The 18,179-nt window shown below is 72.1% G+C and carries 16 protein-coding genes; 12 read left to right on the top strand and 4 right to left on the bottom strand.

From position 1 onward, the window contains the following. Positions 1-16 precede the first annotated feature (16 nt). The 3 genes from NITAL_RS03265 to NITAL_RS03255 form a co-directional block, all read right to left on the bottom strand. Positions 17-820 (bottom strand): sulfite exporter TauE/SafE family protein, encoded by an 804-nt coding sequence (locus NITAL_RS03265; RefSeq protein WP_083441178.1) that lies wholly within the window; start codon positions 818-820, stop codon positions 17-19. A 7-nt stretch (positions 821-827) separates the two neighbouring features. Beyond that, positions 828-1,838 carry a ketol-acid reductoisomerase gene (ilvC, locus tag NITAL_RS03260; protein ID WP_052664679.1) on the bottom strand — a complete coding sequence of 337 codons (1,011 nt, stop codon included), beginning with the start codon at positions 1,836-1,838 and terminating at the stop codon, positions 828-830. Positions 1,839-1,934: 96 nt separating this feature from the next. Next, positions 1,935-3,575, bottom strand: a complete 1,641-nt coding sequence (locus NITAL_RS03255; RefSeq protein ID WP_052664677.1) for a PucR family transcriptional regulator — start codon at positions 3,573-3,575, stop codon at positions 1,935-1,937. A gap of 95 nt (positions 3,576-3,670) precedes the next feature. On the opposite strand from NITAL_RS03255, the gene atzD reads away from it, so the two are divergent. Further along, positions 3,671-4,864, top strand: a complete 1,194-nt coding sequence (gene atzD / locus NITAL_RS03250; protein WP_083441177.1) for a cyanuric acid amidohydrolase — start codon at positions 3,671-3,673, stop codon at positions 4,862-4,864. A gap of 43 nt (positions 4,865-4,907) precedes the next feature. On the opposite strand, the gene NITAL_RS03245 is transcribed toward atzD, so the two are convergent. Then, a complete protein-coding gene (locus NITAL_RS03245) occupies positions 4,908-6,407 on the bottom strand; it encodes a PucR family transcriptional regulator (RefSeq protein WP_052664673.1) in 1,500 nt (499 codons plus the stop codon). 137 nt (positions 6,408-6,544) lie between these two features. On the opposite strand from NITAL_RS03245, the gene NITAL_RS03240 reads away from it, so the two are divergent. The 11 genes from NITAL_RS03240 to NITAL_RS28425 all read left to right on the top strand — a co-directional run bounded on the left by NITAL_RS03240 (position 6,545) and on the right by NITAL_RS28425 (position 18,140). Beyond that, complete coding sequence (locus NITAL_RS03240; RefSeq protein ID WP_211262172.1) at positions 6,545-7,003, top strand: nucleoside deaminase; 459 nt, start codon at positions 6,545-6,547, stop codon at positions 7,001-7,003. Continuing rightward, entirely contained in the window at positions 6,996-8,303 is a 1,308-nt protein-coding gene (gene codB / locus NITAL_RS03235) for a cytosine permease (protein ID WP_052664669.1), read from the top strand. The genes NITAL_RS03240 and codB overlap by 8 nt, the downstream gene beginning before the upstream one ends. Positions 8,304-8,475: 172 nt before the next feature. Then, complete coding sequence (locus tag NITAL_RS03230) at positions 8,476-9,978, top strand: uracil-xanthine permease family protein (RefSeq protein ID WP_083441176.1); 1,503 nt, start codon at positions 8,476-8,478, stop codon at positions 9,976-9,978. A gap of 216 nt (positions 9,979-10,194) precedes the next feature. Then, positions 10,195-11,145, top strand: a complete 951-nt coding sequence (locus NITAL_RS03225) for a carbamate kinase (RefSeq protein WP_052664667.1) — start codon at positions 10,195-10,197, stop codon at positions 11,143-11,145. Further along, on the top strand, positions 11,142-12,062 hold the full coding sequence (locus tag NITAL_RS03220; RefSeq protein ID WP_083441175.1) for an oxamate carbamoyltransferase subunit AllH family protein: 921 nt from the start codon (positions 11,142-11,144) through the stop codon (positions 12,060-12,062). Before NITAL_RS03225 ends, NITAL_RS03220 begins: the two co-directional genes overlap by 4 nt. Further along, the gene (locus NITAL_RS03215) at positions 12,062-13,546 is read left to right on the top strand and encodes an AllF/FdrA family protein (protein ID WP_052664663.1); all 1,485 of its coding nucleotides are present in this window, start codon (positions 12,062-12,064) and stop codon (positions 13,544-13,546) included. Before NITAL_RS03220 ends, NITAL_RS03215 begins: the two co-directional genes overlap by 1 nt. Beyond that, positions 13,543-14,976, top strand: a complete 1,434-nt coding sequence (locus NITAL_RS03210) for a YlbE family protein (RefSeq protein WP_052664661.1) — start codon at positions 13,543-13,545, stop codon at positions 14,974-14,976. The genes NITAL_RS03215 and NITAL_RS03210 overlap by 4 nt, the downstream gene beginning before the upstream one ends. A 158-nt stretch (positions 14,977-15,134) precedes the next feature. Continuing rightward, on the top strand, positions 15,135-16,235 hold the full coding sequence (locus NITAL_RS03205; protein ID WP_052664660.1) for a sensor domain-containing diguanylate cyclase: 1,101 nt from the start codon (positions 15,135-15,137) through the stop codon (positions 16,233-16,235). After that, on the top strand, positions 16,236-16,925 hold the full coding sequence (locus NITAL_RS03200; protein WP_052664658.1) for a GAF and ANTAR domain-containing protein: 690 nt from the start codon (positions 16,236-16,238) through the stop codon (positions 16,923-16,925). 88 nt (positions 16,926-17,013) lie between these two features. Next, a complete protein-coding gene (locus tag NITAL_RS03195; protein ID WP_052664656.1) occupies positions 17,014-17,763 on the top strand; it encodes a GAF and ANTAR domain-containing protein in 750 nt (249 codons plus the stop codon). 26 nt (positions 17,764-17,789) lie between these two features. Further along, a complete protein-coding gene (locus NITAL_RS28425) occupies positions 17,790-18,140 on the top strand; it encodes a hypothetical protein (RefSeq protein WP_211262171.1) in 351 nt (116 codons plus the stop codon). Positions 18,141-18,179 lie beyond the last annotated feature (39 nt).

Here is an 18,179-nt window from a genome sequence, read left to right as displayed (position 1 = left end):
ACGGCTGTCGGGGCGGTCAGGTCGCCAGCTGCCACCCGGCGGCGACGAACGCGACGGTGACCACCAGGGCGCGGAGCGGCCCGGGATGCAGGCGCCGCCCGTAGCGGCCACCGAGGCCGCCGCCGATGGTGGCACCGACCGCGACGAGGCCCGCCACCGACCAGTCGACGTCAGCGATGGCGATGAACAGGGCGGCGGAGACGAGGTTGGCCACGCCCGCCAGGACGTTCTTGATGCCGTTGACGTCGTTCATGGCGCCGCCGACGAAGACACCGAGGATGGCGAGCAGGATGACGCCCTGCGCCGCACCGAAGTAGCCCCCGTACACCCCGGTCGCCGCCACCCCGGCCAGCAGCAGCGGGCTGACGTGCAGCAGAGCCGGCGTGGCGGTGGGAGGGCTCTCGGCCGCAGGGATGGCGGGCGCCGCGGCCGCGCGTCGGCGGACGACCCACGCCGCGACCCGCGGCTGGATCGCGGCGAGCACCCCCGAGAGCACCAGCAACGGCGGAACCACCAGCTCGAACGCACCGGGGGGGAGCGCGAGCAGCAGCGCCCCACCGAGGACGCCGCCGATGCCGGAGACCACCACCAACCGGCGCAGCAGCGGTGCACGGCCGCTCAGCGTGGCACGGTAGGCGTAGGCGCCGGCGACCGATCCGGGCACGAGCCCGACGGTGTTGGACACGTTCGCGACGACCGGGGGGAAGCCGAGCGCGAGCAGGGTCGGGAAGGTGATCAGCGTGCCGGCGCCGACGACCGCGTTCATCGCGCCCGCGCCGACGGCGGCGAGCAGGATCAGGGCCGCGTCGAGCAGCGCCACGGGGGGACTAGAACCCTTCGGTGGGGGTGGTGATGAAGGGGATCATGTCGCGGACCTTGCGGCCGACCTGTTCGATCTGGTGGTCCTTGCCCGCGGCACGGTTGGCTTCGAAGGTCTTGGCGCCGCCCTCCCATTCGTCGGCGAGCGCCGCGGCGAAGGTGCCGTCCTGGATGTCGGTGAGGATGTCGCGCATGGCCTGCTTGGCGCGGTCGTCGATCACGCGCGGGCCGGAGACGTAGTCGCCGTACTCGGCGGTCTCCGAGACCGAGTAGCGCATCCAGGACAGGCCGCCCTCGAAGATCATGTCCACGATGAGCTTGAGCTCGTGGAGGGTCTCGAAGTAGGCCGCTTCGGGCTGGTAGCCGGCCTCGACCAACGTCTCGAACCCGGCCTGGACCAGGTGGGACACCCCGCCGCACAGCACGGCCTGCTCACCGAACAGGTCGGTCTCGGTCTCCTCGGCGAAGGTGGTCTGCAGCACCCCGGCCCGGGTCAACCCCAGCGCTGCGGCGTAGGAGACCCCCAGCTGCAGGGCGGTGCCGGTGGCGTCCTGGTGCACCGCGACCAGCCCGGGCACCCCCTGACCCTGTTCGTAGGTGCGGCGGGCGATGTGGCCCGGCGACTTGGGTGCCACCAGGAACACATCGATCCCCGCCGGCGGGTCGATCCAGCCGTAGTGCACGTTGAACCCGTGGCCGAACACCAGCGCGTCGCCCTCGGTGAGCTGGTCGGCCAACCCGTCGTGCCACATCTGCTTCTGCACGGTGTCGGGGGCCAGGATCACCACCACGTCGGCCTCGGCCGCGGCAGCGTTGGTGTCCAACACCTTGAGGCCCGCTTCCTCGGCCTTGGCCCGCGAGGCCGAACCCGGCCGCAGCCCCACCCGCACGTCCACCCCCGAGTCACGCAGGTTGAGCGCGTGGGCGTGCCCCTGGGAGCCGTACCCGAGGACCGCGACCGTGCGGCCCTGGATCAGCGAGAGGTCAGCGTCCTGGTCGTAGAAGATGGTGGCAGCCACGGGCGACTCCTGGTCGGCGGGTGGTCGCAGGTGACCACGGTCGCGCCGGAGCCTACGGGCGCCACCCGGAGGCGTGACAACCCACCTCGTCGCGGGTCAGCTGCGGCCGTCGAGGCCGCGCATGGCGAACACCATCAGCGCGAGGTGGACGTCGAGGCGGATCCGCGCATCGGTGGTGAACGGCCCCACGATCGACTCGAGCTTGTCGACCCGGTAGCGCAGCGTGTTGTAGTGGAAGTGCAGCTGGCGGGCGGCCTCGGCGACGTTGCCGCCGGTGTCCAGCAGGGTCTGCAGCGTGCGGCGCAGGTCCTCGGCGTTGTCGGTGTCGGCGGCCAGCTCGCCGAGGACCTCGGTCGCGAAGCTGCGCAGCTCGGCGTGGTCCTCCACCAGGGACAGCACCCGGTACGCGCCGAGGTCGTCGAAGTGCGCCAGCGCCCCGGGGCCGTGGATCCCGCGGCCGATGACCAGGGCGCGGGTGGCCTGCTCGTAGGCCCGGCTGATGTCGGTGATCGTCTCGACCGGTCGCGACAGCCCGGCCGACAGGGTGCCCTCGACCGTCCGGATCGCGTCGTCGATCAGCCGCCGGGAGAACCGTCGCGCCTCGTCACGGCCATCGGGTCCGTCGAACGCTGCGGTCACGATGACCGCCTCGTGGCTGAACCGGGCGATGGCCGCGGTCGGGTCCCGGTCGAGGATGGCGCGGCGCATCGCCCCGACCAGCGGGGTGCGACGGGTGATCTCGTCGGGGATGACCGGTTCCGGCGGGGTGTCCAGCCGCACCACCAGCACGATCAGGCGGCGGTCGAGGTCCCACCCGAACCCGGCGGCCCGGCGTCGCGCGTCGTCCGGATCGTCCACTTCGCGCAGCAGGTCGTGCATGAGGTCCGAGCGGTACTTGTCCTCGACGGCCCGCACCTCGAGGCGCTGGGTCAACGCCAGTGCGGCGACCGTCGCCGCGTTCTCCAGGGCCACGAGGTCGTCGGTGGGTGCCTCGCCACGTGACAGGGCGACGACGTGGCCGTGCTCCCGTGGCCCCGCGGAGATGCGGACCGCGGTGCACGCCACCCGCTCGCCGTCCACACAGACGGTCGCGCCGCCTGGATCGAGCACCACCCGGGCCGGGTCCTCGATGCCGAGCTGGTCCAGCCCGGCGTGTGCCAGCGGGCGCCCGTCGAGGTCGACGATCACCGCCGGTGCGGTGATCAGCTCCGCGAGGTCGCGGGCGATCTCGGGGAGCCCGTGGCCGTTGAGGACCAGCTGCAGGAACGCCCGGTGCACGCGTTCGGACCGGGCGAGCAGCTGCGCCTGGCGGTGGAGGATCGCGGTCAGGACCTCGTTGAGGATCTCGTCGAACCCGACGTCGTCGGGGAGCTGCACGAGCGGGAACCCGCGTGCCTCGGCGGCTTCGATCATGTCGGCCGGTGCCTCGTCGAGGTAGCGGCCGAGCTTGATGCCGAGCCCGGCGAGCCCGGCGTCGTCGAGGTCCGCGATCAGACCGGGCAGCGTCTCGGGCCGACCTCGCAGCGGGTAGGCGGTGGTCAACAGGAACTCGTGCGGCTTGACCCACCGCGTGATGTCGGGGACCTCCATGACGTTGAGTCGTTCGACCGGACGCTCCAGCCCGGCTGCGCCTGCGAGGACGCGTGAGCCGGTCAGCGTCGGCGTGGTCAGCACCTCGCGGAGCGCGAGCGCGCCGCCGAGCGGGGCGCCGGGGACGTCGGACGCAGGATCGATCACGGCGGCACCATCTCCGGGCGTTCGAGGGCCCGACCGAGCCCGTGGGTTCGGCAGGTGACGCTATCGACCTGGGCCATCCGTCGTCGGAAGTTCACATGGAGTGGGCGCTGGACGAGGACTACCGTCGCCCACCCCGCCGCAGCCAGGAGAGTGCACCGATGCCGTTCGAGGTCCGCAAGATCGAGTTCAAGAGCGTCAACGACGCCTCCGGACTCGCCGCCCTCATCGACGACGGGGTGTTCGCGGCCGACGACGTGGTCGCCGTCATCGGCAAGACCGAGGGCAACGGGGGCGTCAACGACTACACCCGCATCCTGGCCGACCAGGCCTACCGCGGCGTGCTGGTGGACAAGGGCACCCGCAGCGAGGCGGACGTCAAGCAGATCCCGATGGCGTGGTCGGGGGGCTGCGACGGCGTCATCACCCCGCACGCGGTCGTCTTCGCCCGCGTCCCCGACGAGCAGGGTGTCGACGTCTCCTCGGGCTCGGGGAGCGATGAGATGTCGAAGCGGTTGTCGGTCGGGTTCGCGATGTCCGACGTGCTCCTGCCCGAGGACATCGGCCGTCCCGCGATGGTCGAGAAGGTCGGCGAGGGCGTGAAGCGCGCCATGGCCGAGGCCGGCATCACCGACGTCGCCGACGTGCACTACGTGCAGACCAAGACCCCGCTGCTGGTCCAGGAGACCATCGCCGACGCGCACAGCCGCGGCGAGACGGTCTTCACCGAGGACACCCTGTACTCCATGGACGTCTCCAACGGCACCACGGGCCTCGGCGTGGCCTACGGCCTCGGCGAGATCAGCGAGGTGCCTGCGGCCGACGCGATCTGCAAGGACACCTCGCTGTACTCGGCCGTCGCCTCGTGCTCCTCGGGTGTCGAACTCGACCGCGCCCAGATCGTGGTCGTCGGCAACGCTGCCGGTGCGCGCTCGAAGTACCGCGTCGGGCACAGCGTGATGAAGGACGCGCTCGACCAGGACGGCATCTGGAACGCGATCCGCTCTGCCGGCCTCGATCTGCCCGACCGGCCGCACCACACCGACCTCGGTGACAAGCTCGTGGGCGTGTTCCTCAAGTGCGAGGCCGACGCGAGCGGTCAGCTGCGCGGTCGTCGCCAGCTGATGCTCGACGACTCCGACGTCCACCACCACCGTCAGATCAAGGGTGCGGTCGGTGGCGTGACCGCAGCGACCGTCGGCGACTCGGCCGTGTTCGTCTCGGTCGGTGCCCTGCACCAGGGCCCCCAGGGTGGCGGTCCCGTCGCCGCGATCGTCCGCGTCGACGACTGAGTCGTCGGCGCCGGCCACCGACCGGCCACGGACCGGTGATCGTTCAGGCGACGCCGGCGCCGCGGACGCGCCACGCGGTGATCGCCAGCTCCAGCGCGGTCGCATCCGACTGGCGATCCGCATCGAGGTCCAGCAGGTCGGTGATGCGTCGCAGGCGCGCCTGGACGGTCTGTCGGCGCACCCCGAGCTGCTCGGCTGCGGTGACCTTGGACCTGCCAGCTTCCACGTAGGCCACCAGGGTCGGCAGCAGGGCGGGGCGGTGGCGGGCGTCGTGGGTGAGCAACGGCCCGAGGACGGTGCGGACCAGGAGGTCCAGCGCGGGGTCGCCGGCCGCCCGGAGCGTGCGGAGCACCGCGAGGTCGACCGGGAGGAGGACCTGCTGGTCGCCACCGAGCCGATCGGCTGCCGAGACACCCTCGAGCGCGGCCCGCAGGCCTGCCGTCAGCTCGACCGGATGGTCGACGGGGTCGTCGGCCACGACACGGCGTACGCCGCCGCCGGTCCTGGCCAGCAGCCGTGCGACGCTGTCCGCGAACTCCTCGAGCGAGGGGCGCGTGCGCGGCGGGGACGGGGCGACCACGGCCACCACCTCGCCGACCTCGCCGGCGATACCTCCCGGGGCCCACCGCTCGAGGACGCTGGCGACCGCGAGGCGCAACCCGGCTGCGCTCGTGCCCGGATCGGCGGAGACCGCGAACGGCAGCAACGCCCGTCCGGTCGGCAGCCCCACCCCCGCAGCGCGCGAGGCGAGTTCGGCAGCATCGGCGTAGCTGCCGCGGGCGAGGTCGAGCACCAGGGCGCGACGTGCGTCGCCGGCCTGGCGGACGCCGTCGACCGTGCGCAGCAGGGCGAGCTCCACGGCCACCACGGCGCGTTCGAGCGCCGCCGCGACCTCCGGGCGGCTGGCGTCGTCACAGGCGGCCCACAGCTCACCCCACGGTCGGCCGAACAGCGCGACCGGCTCGTGGATGCCGGCGGCGTCCACACTCGTGCCGGCGGGTGCCTGCGCGACCACGTGCCCGTCCCGGGCGATCAGCTCCACCGCGGTGTCGGTGAGCTCGGCGAGGTGGGCGACCAGGGCCGGCAGGCTCTGGCCCTCGAGCAGCGCGGAGGTCAGCGTCGCGGTGATGCGTTGCTGGTGGCGCAGCCCGGTGACCTCGTGGTCGAGCACGGCCTCGTTGGCCGCCCGGCAGGTCTGCACGAACGGCACCACCGCATCGAAGGTCAGGAGCGTCAGGTCGTGGGCGCGGCAGGCGGCCACCAGCTCGCCGGGCGGCTCGGGGAAGGTGCGTCCGAGCTCGAGCGCGAGCGCGGCCACGCCCCGGTCGGCGAGGCCGGCGACGTAGCGACGTAGCCCCTCCGCGTCGGCCCCGACCAGGCCGAGGCCCGTGGTCAGCAGGACCTCGCCGCCCTGGAGGAGGGGGGCGATCTCGTAGATCTCCGAGGAGTGGACCCAGGTGACCTCACGGTCGGTCGCCGGGACCACCCACCGGGGCCGCGCCCGTCGCACCGGTTCGAGCTCGAGCAGATCGCTGACCCGCAACTGCCGCCTCCTGCGCTGGATATCGCACGTCCAGTGCGGTTCTAGCAGTCAGAATCGTCCATCACGTCCCTTGTCCGGACGGCCACCGTCCGCGATGGTCGGTGCGAGGCGGCACCGGACCGGGAGGACCGACGTTGGTGACGGGCGACGATGCGCGGTTCGAGGGCTGGCTGGAGGTCGCCCTCGAGGAGGCGATCGCCGGCCGGGACGAGGGCGGCATCCCCATCGGTGCCGCGCTCATCGGTGCCGACGGCGCCGTCCTCGGCCGCGGTCACAACCGCCGCGTCCAGGACGAGGACCCCTCCGTGCACGGCGAGACCGACGCGTTCCGCCGCGCCGGCCGCCAGCGCAGCTACCGCGGCACCACGATGGTCACCACCCTGTCGCCCTGCTGGTACTGCTCCGGCCTGGTGCGCCAGTTCGGCATCTCGCGCGTGGTCATCGGCGAGGCGCGCACCTTCCACGGCGGCCACGACTGGCTGGCGGAGCACGGCGTCGAGGTGCACGTCCTCGACGACCAGCGCTGCGTCGACCTCCTCGGCGACTTCATCCAGCAGCACCCCACGATCTGGAACGAGGACATCGGCGATGACTGACCAGCTCGCACCACCTCCGAAGACCGACCACGTCGACCCCGACTACCCGCTGCACATCGTCCCGCCGCACGCCCGCAAGTCGGTGCTGTCGCTCGGGGTGGTGCTGCTCGGCTTCACCTTCTTCACCCCGACGATGCTGGCCGGCGCGAACATCGCACCGGAGTTCAGCTTCGCCGGGTTCCTGCAGGTGGCGCTGCTCGGCTCGCTGGTCCTCGGCGTGTACGTCTCGGCGCTCGGCGCGATCGGGGCGCGGACCGGCCTGACCACCGTGATGATGTCGCGGTACTCCTTCGGGAGCGGCGGCAGCAAGCTGGTCTCCCTCCTGCTCGGCGGGACCCAGATCGGCTGGTACGGCGTCACGGTCGCCACCCTGGCGCTGCTGACCCAACAGGCCACCGGCCTCGAGGGGGCCGGGTGGCGGTGGACCCTCATCGTGCTCGGCGGCGCGATCATGGGCGTCACCGCCTACTACGGCTACCGCGGCATGGAACTGCTGTCGGCGGTCTCGGTCCCGCTGCTGCTGATCCTCGCCGGGTGGGTCACCTGGCGATCGCTCGGCGAGATCGGCGACGCGGGCGGCCTCGGTGCCATCACCGGCGGTGGCGGGATGACCGTCGCTGCCGCCGTCACCGCCATCGTCGGCACGTTCGCCTCCGGCGGGACACAGGCGCCGAACTGGACCCGCTTCGCGCGCACGCCGGGTCAAGGCATCGGTGCCTCGGCGCTCGCCTTCTTCATCGGCGAGCTGCTGATGATCTTCTTCGGCGGTATCGGGGCGCTGGCCTTCGGGATCGGTGACTTCGTCGAGGTGCTGTTCGCCCTCAACCTCATCGGCTGGGGCCTGGTGTTCCTGGTCGCGAACCTGTGGACCACCAACGACAACACCGCCTACAACTTCGGGGTCGCCGGCGCCGAGCTGTTCAACGCGCCCACCAAGAAGCCGTTCGTCATCGGCGGGGTGGTCATCGGCACGCTGCTCGCGATGCCGATCTACGACAACCTCATCGGTTACCTACTGTGGCTCGGGATCCTCATCCCCGCGGTGGGCGGCGTGATCATCGGTGACTTCCTCGCCAACTGGCGCGATGGCATGCCCGAGCCCGAGGGCTACGTGGTCCCCGTGGTCCGCTGGGAGAACCTCGCCGTCTACGCCGTGGCGACCTTCGTCGCGTGGCTGTCGAGCAAGAACGGCTGGTTCATCCCGCCGATCAACGGCATCGTCCTCGCCGTCCTCGGCTCGTTCGTCGTCAGCCGGTCGATGCGGCCCGATCTGGGCCGCCCGGTCGGCGTCGGCAGCTAGCCGAACCTCGCCGACAGGGGTTGCCGAGGGCGGCGGGACGTCCTCGGTAACGTCTGCCGAAGATGGTGGCCGTTCGGGCATCTAGCGTCCGGGCGGGAGACGGATCGCCGCCCGAAGTGCGGGCGCGGCCACCGAGCGACGGCCCCGGCTGTCGAGTGAGAGGGAGCAACCTTTGAGCACGCAGGCCCCACCGCAGGTCGAGCTCAACTACGGGCTCGATGATGTCCCCAAGCCCTTCCCGAAGGCCATCGGTCTCGGGCTGCAGCACGTCCTGACCGCGTTCGGCGCGACCATCACGGTCCCGCTGATCCTCGGCCCAGCGATGGGCTTCGACCTCACCCAGATCGCCATCCTCATCAGCTCGGTGTTCATCGCCTCGGGGCTGGCCACGGTCGTCCAGGTGATGTTCGGCACCCGCCTGCCGATCGTGCAGGGCGTCTCGTTCGCGTTCCTCGGTCCCTTCTTCGCCATCATCGCCGCCCACCCCGGCGAGGATGCGATGCGCTACATCGCCGGCGCGATCATGGCCGGCGCCATCGTGGAGATGATCGTCGGGTACGGCGGCCTGATGGGTGTGCTCCGGCGCTTCATCACCCCGATCACCATCGGCCCGGTCATCGCTCTGATCGGTCTGTCGCTGTTCGGTGCCGCCTCCGGCACGGCGCAGGGCAACTGGTGGCTGGCGCTCCTGACGGTGGCCTTCATCTTCGTGTACGGGCTCATCCTCGCCCAGCGGGTCCGGATGTTCTCGCTGTTCCCGATCCTGCTCGCGGTCCTGAGCGCCTACCTCGTCGCGTTGGTGCTGACGGCGGTGGGGGTCTTCGAGGCGGGATCCGCCAGCGCCGTCTCGTTCGAAGGCATCGGTGACGCGCCGTGGCTCCGCGGCTTCGTGCCCGGCGAGGGCGGGATCATCTTCCCCTGGGGCACGCCGCTGTTCGACCTCGGCTTCTTCGTCGCCATCATCGCGGCCTACCTCGCCTCGACCATCGAGTCCTTCGGCGACTACCACGCGATCTCGCGCATCGTCGGCAAGGGTGACCCGACCAAGAAGCAGATCAACCGGGGCATCGGCGCCGAGGGCATCGGCTGCTTCATCACCGGCCTCGTCGGCGGCTTCGCCTCGACCTCCTACAGCGAGAACATCGGCCTCGTCGGTCTGACCAAGGTCGCCAGCCGCGTGGTGGTCATCATCGGTGCGATCGCGCTGGTGGTCCTCGGCCTGGCCAGCAAGGTGGGCGCCGTCATCGCGACCATCCCCAGTCCCATCGTCGGTGGCATCTACCTCGCGCTGTTCGGGCTGATCGCCGCGGTCGGCCTGTCGAACCTGCAGCGCGCCGACATGGACTCGCAGCGCAACCTGATGATCGTCGGGTTCGTCCTGTTCATGGGCCTGGTCGTGCCGAACTACTTCGGCGGCCTGCCCGACGACTGGACGCTGCTCGGCGTGGGGTGGCTGACCGACCTGGCCAAGTCGATCGGCGGCTCGGGCATCGCCGTCGCCGCCATCGTCGGTCTGCTGCTCGACAACATCATCCCGGGCACCGACTTGGAGCGCGGCGTCGGCACCTACGACATCGGTGCCCCACCGGCCGACCAGCTCGGCATGGAGGGGTTGACCGAGGGTCGGCACCCGCGCCTGGACCGTCCGACGGACGACCCCACCGACCGGCCCTGACCGGCTGATCGAGGGCCTCGGGCCGCGCTCCGCCCCGGCGGGGCGCGGCCCGACCTGCGTCGCGGATCGCCCGACCAGCGTGGCTGGCCGGGCACAACCTGCCGACGGCGGGAAGTGACCTTCGGCGGAGGTCGCCGAGGAACGGGGTACGGGAGCGTCCTACGGTGCGAGCGGCCGTGGACTCCACGTGCGCGACGACGATGGGAGCGGTGGGCTGTGGCGGACCGGACGGTCATCGCCCTCGGTGGCAACGCGATCTCGCCCGCCGGCACCGCGGGTACGGCGGCCGAGCAGACCGACAACATCTGGCGCACGATGCGCCAGGTCGCCGCCCTGGTCGAGCACGGGCTGACCGAGCTGATCCTCACCCACGGCAACGGTCCGCAGGTCGGCAACGTGCTGATCAAGAACGAGCTCGCCAAGCACGTGGTCCCCCCGGTCCCCCTCGACTGGTGCGTCGCCCAGACCCAGGCCACCATCGGGTTCACCATCGCCAGCACGCTGTCGCACGAGCTGGCGGTGCGCGGGGTCACCCAGCCGGTCGTCCCGGTGGTCAGTCGAGTGCTTGTGGCCGCCGACGATCCGGGGTTCACCGCCCCGTCCAAGCCCATCGGCCCCTACCTGACCGACGCCGATGAGGTCGCCGAGCGCGAGGCCGAGGGCCAGCACTTCGCGCGGCAGGGTGAACGCGGGTGGCGGCGCGTGGTCGCGTCGCCCGAGCCGCTCGTGTCCGTCGACCGCGCGGCCGTCGAGCTCCTCCTCGACGACGGCGCCATCGTCGTGGCCAACGGGGGCGGGGGCATCCCGGTCGTCACCGACGGGGACGGTCCGCTGCGCGGCATCGAGGCCGTGATCGACAAGGACCTCGCGGGGGCACGACTCGCCGAGGAGCTGTCCGCCGTGAGCTTCGTGATCCTCACCGACGTGCCCGCCGTCGCTGTCGGGTACGGGACGTCGGACCAGCGTTGGCTCGGGGCGGTCACCGTCGACGAGCTGCGCGGGCTCCAGCGCGATGGGCACTTCTCGGTCGGTTCGATGGGCCCGAAGGTCGAAGCGGTCTGCCGCTTCGTGGAACGCACCGGTGGCCGCGCGGCCATCGCCTCGCTCGACGACGCGGTCGCCGCGGCCGAGGGCACCGCAGGTACCCAGGTCCGGGTCGGACGATGATGGACGCCCTCGAGCGCGTCACGGGTCCTGCGAACGCCACGCCGGGTGCGGCCAGTTCTGCCATCGCCCCGGTGCTGGCCGGCCCTCCTCAGCCGGTGCGCGTCCTCGCCGCCTTCCCCGCCGCGGTGTACCTCGAGCACGCGACCGGGCTGCTCGCCGTGGTCGCTGCCGACGGCGTCCAGCACCCCAACGCCGTCGTCCTCAGCGTCGGCGTCGCGGCCCGTCCGTTGGCCGGCCTGCACGTCGGCCAGGAGGGAACCGTCGGTGACGGCGCGATCGGTGTGGGGCAGTTGCAGGTGACCGTCGCCCGGTGGTTCGACCCGTCGCCGCACCTGCGGGCCACCAGCCCTCCTCTGATCGCCGGCAAGATCGCCGACGCCCGGGCGCACCTGATGGCCCGCACGGGCTCGGACAGCCACGATCTCGCCGTCCCGGCGGACGCCGTCGCCGAGGCGCTGCGGTCCGGCGACATGGACGGCGTCCTCACCGCTGTCCGCGACCTCGTCGGGGCCGGCCCCGGTCTGACGCCCGCGGGCGACGACGTCCTGGCCGGCCTGTTCGCCGCTGTCGTGACGCTGTCCCCCGCCGTCGCGCCGGAAGCCACGACCACGTTGACCCGGACGCTCGCCCTCACCGGCGGCGCGGTGGTCGACCGTGCACGCCACGTGACCACGGCGGTGTCCGCCGAGCTGCTCCACCACGCCGTCCGTGGCGAGGTGGCCGACCTCGCCGCCGCCGTGCTGCACGCCTTCACCGGCCGCCGTCCGCTCACCCCGGCCCTCGACGCGCTGCTCGCCGTCGGCGCCACCTCGGGCCGCGATCTGGCGCACGGCCTGATCACGGGCGCAGCACTCGTGCTCGCCACCGCCGAGGCAGGCGACCCCGACCGACCCGCCACGACCGTAGGAGCCCGCTGATGGCCGATCACCTGGATGTCCGTCGGGGGACGTACGCCGACTCGGTGAGCCTGATGCAGGTCAGCCGCCGCGTCGGCGACGTCGATGGTGTCGACAAGGCGCTGGTCGCGATGGCCACCGAGCTCAACCTCGAACTGCTCGACGGGATGGGCTTCGACGCGGTCGACGCCGGACCGAACGACCTCGTCGTCGCGATCCGCGCGCGCGACGAGGCCGCCGTCGACGCGGCGCTCGCCGAGCTCGAGGCAGCGCTCGCCGCCAGCCGCGGCGGAGGCGCCCAGCGAGGCTTCGGCGACGGCCCGCCGCCGCGGACGGTCCGCGACGCTGCCCTCGGTGCTGGCGCGGCCGCCGGGGACCTGGCCCTGATCTCGGTCCCGGGCGAGCACGCCTACGTCGAGGCCCTGGACGCGCTGCGCGCCGGCGTCCACGTGATGATCTTCAGCGACAACGTCCCCGTCGACGCCGAGGTGGCGCTCAAGCGCGAGGCGGGGGAGCGGGGCCTCCTCGTCATGGGGCCGGATGCGGGGACGGCGATCGTCTCGGGGGTCGGCCTCGGGTTCGCCAACGTCGTCCAGCCCGGCCCCGTCGGCGTCGTCGCCGCTTCGGGGACCGGTGCGCAACACCTGACCTGCCTGCTCGACGACGCCGGGGTCGGGGTGTCCCACGTGCTCGGCGTCGGCGGCCGCGACCTCAAGGCCGAGGTCGGTGGCGCAGCCACCCTGCAGGCGCTCCGGGCACTCGACGACGATCCGGCGACCGAGCTCATCGTGATCCTGTCCAAGCCGCCGGACGAGACGGTCGGCGCTGCGGTGCGGGATGCCGCGGAGGCGGCCACCACCCCCGTCGTGTTCGCCATGCTCGGCCCCGGCCAGGACGACCTCACGGCCGCGTCCGCCGCGGTGCTCGACGCGCTCGGGCGCTCCGCCGAGCAGCCGCGCAGCTGGCCAGCACCGACCGAGCGGACCGGCACCTACGGTGAGGTCCGCGGCCTGTTCGCCGGCGGGACGCTGTGCCAGGAGGCGATCCTGCTGGTCGCCGACGCCCTGGGCGAGGTGGCCTCGAACGTCACGCTCCCCGGAGCATCACCGCTGACCGACGACCTCGACACCCCCGGGCACGTCCTGGTCGACCTCGGTGAGGACGAGTTCACCCTCGGGCGCCCGCACCCGATGATCGACCAGTCGCTGCGGCTCGAACGGATCGCCGCCGAAGCACGCCGGCCGGGCGGGCGCGTGCTGCTGCTCGACGTGGTCCTCGGTCACGGTGCCCACCCCGACCCCGCAGCCGAGCTGGCGCCCGCCATCGCCGCGGCCATCGCCGACGGGGACGACCTCGCTGTGGTCGTCTCGCTCTGCGGCAGCGCCGGTGACCCTCAGGGACGCGACCGGCAGGCGGCGAGGCTGGTCGAGTCCGGCGCGTCCGTGCACCTGTCCAACGCCCGCGCCGCCCGCAAGGCCATCGAACTCGTCGGAGGTCCGTCGTGACCGATCCCGCAGCCGTCCCCGCCCTCGGCCAGCTGCTCGACGGCCCGCCACGCGTCGTCACCGCTGGCGTCGAGCTGTTCGAGACCACCCTGCGGAACCAGGGCGTCCAGGTCGTGCCCACCGACTGGCGCCCGCCGGTCGAGGCCGATCTCGCCGGACCGCTGGCCGCCATCGCCGCGGATCCGCGGACCGCGTCCGCCAACACCACGGCGCTCGAGCGCATCACCTCGGCCGAACCGCACTGGGTGGGCATCCGCAGCGCTCGTGAGGCGGTCGGGATCGAGACCGGCCAGTTCCTGCACGCCGGGCCACCGATCACCTGGGAGCGCGCGTCCGGTCCCATGCGCGGTGCCCTGATCGCCGCGATGCTCTACGAGGGCATGGCGGACACGCCCGAGGAGGCTGCCGCCATCGGCGAGCGTGGCGATCTCGAGCTGTCGCCCTGCCACCACCACGGTGCCGTCGGCCCGATGGCCGGGGTGGTGGCTCCGTCGATGCCGATGTTCGCGATCGAGAACGGCCCGTTCGGCAACACGGCGTACTGCACCCTCAACGAGGGGCTCGGCAAGGTGCTGCGCTACGGCGCCTACTCGCCCGAGGTCATCGAACGGCTGCGTTGGATGCAGGACGTGCTCGGTCCCGCGCTGACGGCAGCCATCGGCCAGCTCGGCTCGCTCGACCTGCGCGCCATCATCACCCAGGCGCTGCAGATGGGTGACGAGCTGCACAACCGCAACCGGGCCGCGTCGGCGATGATCGTGCGCGAGGTCGTGCCGCCGCTGCTGGAGGCGGGGATCGACAACCGCGACCTCGCCGACGTGGTGCGGTTCGTCAACGGCAACGAGCACTTCTTCCTCAACCTCGGGATGCCCGCCGCGAAGGCCGCGATGGACCCGGTACGCGACATCCCCGGGTGCACCGTCGTGGTCGCGATGGCCCGCAACGGCACCGACTTCGGGGTGCAGGTGTCCGGTACCGGCGACCGGTGGTTCACCGGTCCTGCCGAGGTCCCCGACGGGTTGTTTCTCGGCGACTACACCGCCGAGGACGCCAACCCCGACATCGGCGACTCGACCATCATGGAGACCGCCGGCGTCGGTGGCTTCGCGATGGCGGCCGCGCCCGCGATCGTGCGGTTCGTCGGTGGGGAGGCGGGCGACGCGCTCGACGCGACGCGCGAGATGTACGGCATCACCCTGGGTGAGCACCCCCACTACCAGGTGCCGATCCTGGAGTTCCGGGGCACGCCGGTCGGGATCGACGTGGCCCGGATCGCCCGCACCGGGATCCTGCCGTTCGTCAACACCGGCATCGCCGGAAAGGTGGCGGGAACGGGTCAGGTCGGGGCCGGCCTGGTCTCCCCGCCGATGGACGCCTTCGTCGACGCCGTCCGTGCCCTGGCGGAGGTGGCGGAGCCCGCCGAGGTGTGACACCGCAGGTTCTGGCGCCTGCGCGGCGGAACGTGTAGCTTGAATGTCACACACCGTCACACCGTGCCCTCGACCCCGGCACGGGTCGTCGCCCCGTCGATGAGGCCCAGCGATGAGTCCCATCGATCCCGACACCCGTCCGCGGCCGGAGACCCACGATGCTCGGACCCGAGCAGCCCGTGAACGAGGGGACGCTCCTGGCGATCCTCGTGCGGTTCGCGACGACGTTGACGGTGGACTTCTCCATCCAGGACGTCCTCGACCGGCTCGCGGAACAGCTCGTCGCCCTGCTGCCGGTGACCGGAGCGGGCGTCCTGCTCATGGACGGTCCCACCGAAGACCACTTCGTGTCAACCACCGACGAACGCATCCGGAGCGTCGGCAGGTTGCAGGTCGAGCTCGGAGAGGGACCCTGCCTGACCGCCTTCAGGTCGGGCACCGAGGTCGCGCTGCCCGACCTCGGGGCGGATCGGACGATGCCGCGGTTCTCGGCCCGGGCGGCGGCGACGGGCCTCGGCGCCGTGTTCAGCTTCCCCCTGCGCCACCTCGGGGCGTGCATCGGTGCGCTGGAGTTGTACGCGACCGAACCGACCACGCTCAGCGATGACCAGCTCGCCAGCTCCCAGACCATCGCGGACGTCATCGCCTCGTACCTGATGATCGCCCGCCGTCGCGAGGAAACAGCCCGGACGACGGCCAGGCTGACCGAGGACGCGATGCACGACCCGCTCACCGGGCTGCCGAACCGTCGGTTGCTGACGGACAGGCTGGACCAGGCGACCTCCCGTTCGGAGCGGACAGGCCGGCCGTTCGCGGTCCTGTTCTGCGACATCGACGGGTTCAAGCAGGTCAACGACGAGCACGGACACGGCGTCGGTGATCAGCTCCTCATCGACGTCGCTGCGCGCCTCTCGGCGAGCCTGCGCCCCCAGGACACGCTCGCGCGGTTCGCCGGGGACGAGTTCGTCATCGTGTGCGAGGACCTCCCCGACGAGGACGAGGCCACCGACCTGGCGGCCCGCACCCTGCTCGCGCTGTCGCAGCCGTTCCGGATGGTGGCGACCGGTGAGGCCGTCGAGCTCGCCATGAGCGTCGGGGTCGCCGTGGCGGGTGGTGGGTTCGCCACCGCCGACGACGCCGTCGAGCTCGCCGACGCGGCGATGTACCGGGCCAAGAGCCTCGGTGGCGGGCGGCACGTCCGCCTCCCCGGGCCGGCCGTCGGTGTCCCCCCTCAGCGGACCAACCCGAGCCGCGGCTGAGTGGACCAGAACCGGCTCTCGCGCCTCGTCGGGGCCATCGCGGCTCAGCCCGATGGGTCGCTCGCGGATCGGCTGTGCTCGGCGGCGATGGTCGGTCTCGATGCGGAGGGCGTCGGTCTCTCGATGATCGTCGATGACGCGCTGCTCCAGTCGGTGTCCGCGACCGACGGGGCGCGCGGCTTCGAGGAGCTGCAGGCCGGCCTCGGAGAGGGCCCCGCGTACACGGCGCAGCGTCACGGCTGGCCCGTGCTGGTCGAGGATCTCGGGTGCGACGACACGTGGCCGGCGTTCGGCCCGGCCGCCGCCGAGGTCGGGCTGGGGTCGGTCTTCGCGTTCCCGCTCCAGCGGGGCGCGATCCGCCTCGGGGCACTCACGCTGTACCGACGCACCACCGGTGCGATCCGCGACGAGCACCACGCCGACGCGTTGGTGTTCGCCAGGTTCGCGCTCGATCTGCTGCTCGCGGTGCAGTCGGGCCGCCCGGCGTACGACCTCGATCAACTGTTCGACGGCGTCGACGACGCGGCCGAGATCCACCAGGCGACCGGGATCGTGTCGGTGCAGCTCGGCATCGCCGTCGGCGCGGCGCTGGCGGTGCTCCGGGCGCACGCGTACGCGGACGGGCGCCCGTTGCGTGAGACCGCCGCGGACGTCGTGGCCCACCGGCTCCGACTCGAACCCGATGGCTAGCCCGTCGGTCAGCTACCCCCGACCCCGGGGGTGGCGGGCACCTACCCTCAGCTCAGCGACTGGGTCACGGACCCGGGAGGCAGGACACGTGGTCGAAGACACGGCCCACAGCTCTGTACGCGAACGCCGGCTCGTTGCGACGTTCGTCGAACTCGCCGACACGTTGGTCGAGGATCTCGACCTCGCCGATTTCCTGTCCACGTTGACGGAGCGGGTGGTCGAGCTCGAGCTCGCATCGGAGGCGGGCATCCTCCTGGTCGACGAGGCAGGTCACCTGCAGTTCATGGCGGCCTCGCACGAGCGGACCGCCCTGCTCGAGCTCTTCCAGGTCCAGAACCAGGAGGGGCCGTGCCACGACTGCTTCACGACGGGGGTGCCGGTCGGTGCCGACGATCTCGTGGAGGCGCACGGGCGGTGGCCACGGTTCACGCCACAGGCCCTGGCGACCGGGTTCCGGTCGGTGCAGGCCGTGCCGCTGCGCCTGCGCGGCACGATCCTCGGCGCCCTGAACCTCTTCCTGACCGAGCCGGGTGGCCTCGGAGAGGGTGGCCTGGCCGTCGGCCAGGCGATGGCGGACGTGGCGACCATCGGGCTGATCCAGCAGCGTGAGCTGCACCGATCGCACGTCGTCGAGGCCCAGCTCCAGCACGCGTTGCACAGCCGCATCAGCATCGAGCAGGCCAAGGGCATCATCTCCGAGCAGGCGTCCATCCCGATGGATGGCGCGTTCGAGCTGCTCCGTGCTCACGCGCGTCGCAGCAACCGGAAGCTCAACCTGGTCGCCCGGGACGTCGTCGGAGGCGCGCTGACAGCCACGGACCTCGTCGGCGCGGGGTAGCCGTTCGCCCGGGCCGTCGCTCGCTCGTGCGCGAGGGCCAGCAGCCACATCCGGGCGTCGCCGCGGCTCGGGTCGAAACGACCGGCCACGGTCGACAGATCGTCGAAGATCTGATCGGTGAGCAGTTCGGCGAGCGCTGGTTCGTCCAGGACGCGGCGGACGTTGATCTGCACGAGATGGGCGCAACGGTGGTGGAGGACCGCCAAGGCATCACCGTCGCCGCGCGCGATCTGGCGGAGCAGGTCCTCGTCGCTGCCGCTGAGGTTCTGCCGAGCACGCCGACGCAGGTCGCGAGCCGCCCGCCACAGCGAACCGGGGCCGACGCAGGTGGCGTCCATCAGCTCGGCCACGCGGAGCTTGGACCCGAGGAGGTGTGACGCGAGGAGCTGGGACACGAGCGCTCCGGTCCGTCGGCA

Source organism: Nitriliruptor alkaliphilus DSM 45188, assembly GCF_000969705.1.
Lineage (GTDB): Bacteria > Actinomycetota > Nitriliruptoria > Nitriliruptorales > Nitriliruptoraceae > Nitriliruptor > Nitriliruptor alkaliphilus.
The sequence above is the reverse complement of the archived record's forward strand: the minus strand, read 5'-3'. Positions and strand labels throughout refer to the sequence as shown.

What these genes read in the sequence shown, in the direction of transcription:
- atzD (WP_083441177.1), top strand. Translation starts at nt 3,671, where the DNA reads ATGGAGTGGGCGCTGGACGAGGACTACCGTCGCCCACCCCGCCGCAGC.
- codB (WP_052664669.1), top strand. Translation starts at nt 6,996, where the DNA reads ATGACTGACCAGCTCGCACCACCTCCGAAGACCGACCACGTCGACCCC.
- NITAL_RS03220 (WP_083441175.1), top strand. Translation starts at nt 11,142, where the DNA reads ATGATGGACGCCCTCGAGCGCGTCACGGGTCCTGCGAACGCCACGCCG.
- NITAL_RS03215 (WP_052664663.1), top strand. Translation starts at nt 12,062, where the DNA reads ATGGCCGATCACCTGGATGTCCGTCGGGGGACGTACGCCGACTCGGTG.
- NITAL_RS03205 (WP_052664660.1), top strand. Translation starts at nt 15,135, where the DNA reads ATGCTCGGACCCGAGCAGCCCGTGAACGAGGGGACGCTCCTGGCGATC.